Here is a 2784-nt window from a genome sequence, read left to right on the forward strand (position 1 = left end):
ACCTGGGCGCCGACACCTGGGCGCCGACGTGATCGACCCGTTGACGGTGGCGCTGCGCTTCGACCATCCCAAGGCCGGCTTCCTGCAGGCCCTCACCGAAAAGACCCTGGCGCCGCTGGCGCCCGCCACGCTCGCCAAAACGCCGGAAGAACGCTGCCAGGGCGCGCTGATCGGCACCGGCCCGTTCGTGATCGCGCAGGTGGTCAAGAATGACCGCATCGTCCTCAAGCGCCGCGCCGACTACCAGTGGGCCTCGCCCAACGCCGAGCATCAGGGGCCGGCCTGGCTCGACCAGGTCACGTTCCAGACCGTGTCGGAAGGCAGCGTCCGGGTCGGCTCAGGTGGGCGCGATCGAGGAAATCCCGACCGAGGACGTGCAGCGGAGGACGTGCAGCGGATCAAGGCCGCGGGCGCCAGCGTGGTCGCGCGCTCGGCCGGCGGCATCGGCATCACGCTGTACCCCAACATCGCCAGCCCGGTTCTGTCGCACCCCGAAGTGCGGCAGGCGCTGGTGATCGGCGTGAACCGCGCCGAGATCATCGAGGCGCTCTATACCGAATACGACAAGGCCGCCACCAGCGTGGTCTCGACCACGGTGCCGGACTATGTCGACCTGTCGGCCAAGCTGGCCTATCAGCCCGACGCCGCGCGGGCGCTGCTGGAACGGGCGGGCTGGAAGGCCGGCAAGGACGGCATCCGCAGCCGCGACGGACAGCGTTTGCAGGTTGGCGTCACCTGGAGCTTTCCCGGCTACACGCCGACGCTGGAACTCATCAAGGAACAACTGGCCCGGATCGGCGTGGACTTGCGCCTGAACCTGCGCTCGGATGCCGAGATCGGCGGCGTGATCCGCTCGGGTAACTACGATCTGCGGCTGTCGGACCTGACGCGCCCCGACCCGGACGTGATCCTGGCCGCGTTCTCCAGCAAGTTCGGCCGCGGCCTGGGCGCGGCCGAACCGGCGCTCGATGCCTTGCTCGACCAGCAGAGCGTGGCGGTGGACCCGGCCCGGCGCAAGGACCTGGTGGCGCAGGTGCAGAACCTGATCATCGACCAGGGCTACGCGGTGCCGATCAAGGAGAGCAATACCGTCTTCGCGGTGGCGCCCGACGTGCGCGGCCTGTGGCTGTCGACGCCGCGCTGGCCGGTGCTGCMCGACACCTGGCTGGCGGCTGCCCGGTAAGCCAGCATGCGCCGCTACCTGCTGTCGCGCCTGGGGCAGGCGGTCTTCGTGGTGTGGGCCGCGTTCTCGGTATCGTTCCTGATCCTCTACGTGCTGCCGGGCGATCCGGTGGCCATCATGCTGGATGCGCGCGGCGAGGGCGTGCTGGCCGACCCGGCGCAAGTGGCGCAGATGCGCAGCCGCTTCGGGCTGGACCAGCCGATCCTGACGCAGTACGTCAACGGCCTGGGCCGGGCGCTGCGCGGCGATTTCGGCATCTCGATCGAGAACGGCCACGACGTCGCCACGACAGTGCTGCGGGCCTTGCCCCAGACCCTGGCGCTGGCCGCGCTGGCGCTGCTGAGCTCATTGGTCCTGGGACTGGCGGTGGCGCTGGCGGCGACCTACACGCGCCGGCCCTGGCTGGCCGAACTGCTGCTGTGCCTGCCGCCGCTGGGCGTCAGCATCCCGTCGTTCTGGATCGGGCTGGTGCTGCTGCAGTGCTTTTCCTTCGGCTGGCCGTTCCTGCCGGCGACCGGCAATGCCGGCTTCGCCTCGCTGGTGCTGCCCGCCCTGACGCTGGCGATTCCGACCGGCGCCGCGATCGCCCAGGTATTGGCCAAGAGCCTGTCGGCCGCGCTGCGGCAGGGCTACATCGACACCGCCTACGCCAAGGGCGCGTCGCGCCGCCGGGTGCATCTGCGGCACGCCTTGCGCAACGCCGCCATTCCCGCGCTGACGCTGGTCGGCATGAGCGCCGGCCACCTGCTGGGCGGATCGGTCGTCACCGAAACCGTGTTCTCGCGCGCCGGCATCGGCCGCCTGACCCAGATCGCGGTGCAGGCGCAGGACATTCCCATGGTGCAGGGCCTGGTGGTGCTGTCGACGCTGGTCTATGTGGTGGTGAACCTGGCGGTGGACCTGCTGTATCCCTTGTTCGATCCGCGCATCGCCGCCGCGCCGCGGTCGCCGGCCYAGGGCCTGTTCACACTAAAAGRAGCCTCGCATGAGCACCTTGCATTCCCTGGCCCCGCCGGCGCCGTCCGCCGCCGCGATGCCGGCCGTGCCGGACGGCTGGCGCGCGCGGCTGGGCGACGCTCGCCGCGCGGCGCTGTTGGTGCTGGCGCTGGCCGTGGTGGCCGTGGCGCTGGGGTGGGCCTTCTTTCCGGGCCTGTTCACCGCGCAGAGTCCGTTCGAGACCCGGGTGGCGCTGCGCCTGCAGCCGCCGTCCCTGGCGCACTGGTTCGGCACCGACTACCTGGGCCGCGACGTCTATGCGCGCGTGGTGCACGGCGCGGCGCTGTCGTTGAAGGCGACCGTGATCGCCGTCTCGCTGGGCCTGGCCGCCGGCTGCTGCCTCGGCCTGCTGGCCGGCTTCTCGCGCCGCGCGGTGGACGACGCGGTAATGCGCGTGGTGGACGTATTGCTGGCGATCCCGTCGCTGCTGCTGTCGCTGATGGTGATCACCGTGCTGGGCTTCGGCACCGTCAACGTGGCGCTGGCCGCCGGCGTGGCCACCATCGCCACGTTTGCGCGGCTGATGCGGGCCGAAGTGCTGCGGATCAAGGCGAACGCCTATGTCGAGGCGGCCTTCGGCAGCGGCGAGCGCTGGTTCTCGGTGC

The 2784-nt window shown here is 70.7% G+C and carries 2 protein-coding genes and 1 pseudogene; all 3 read left to right on the forward strand.

The window, feature by feature from the left end; translation table 11 throughout:
* On the forward strand, positions 1-1183 hold a 1183-nt coding region (locus BI327_RS40580), incomplete at its 5' end, for an ABC transporter substrate-binding protein (protein ID WP_076867232.1).
* Between the two features lie 6 nt (positions 1184-1189).
* A pseudogene (locus BI327_RS43695) lies at positions 1190-2053 on the forward strand (ABC transporter permease); the annotation flags it as partial.
* Positions 2054-2567: 514 nt separating this feature from the next.
* Positions 2568-2784 (forward strand): ABC transporter permease subunit (locus BI327_RS43700; RefSeq protein WP_347337691.1); only part of this gene is annotated, 217 nt, incomplete at its 3' end.

The organism is Bradyrhizobium mercantei, assembly GCF_001982635.1.
Classification (GTDB): Bacteria; Pseudomonadota; Alphaproteobacteria; order Rhizobiales; family Xanthobacteraceae; genus Bradyrhizobium; species Bradyrhizobium mercantei.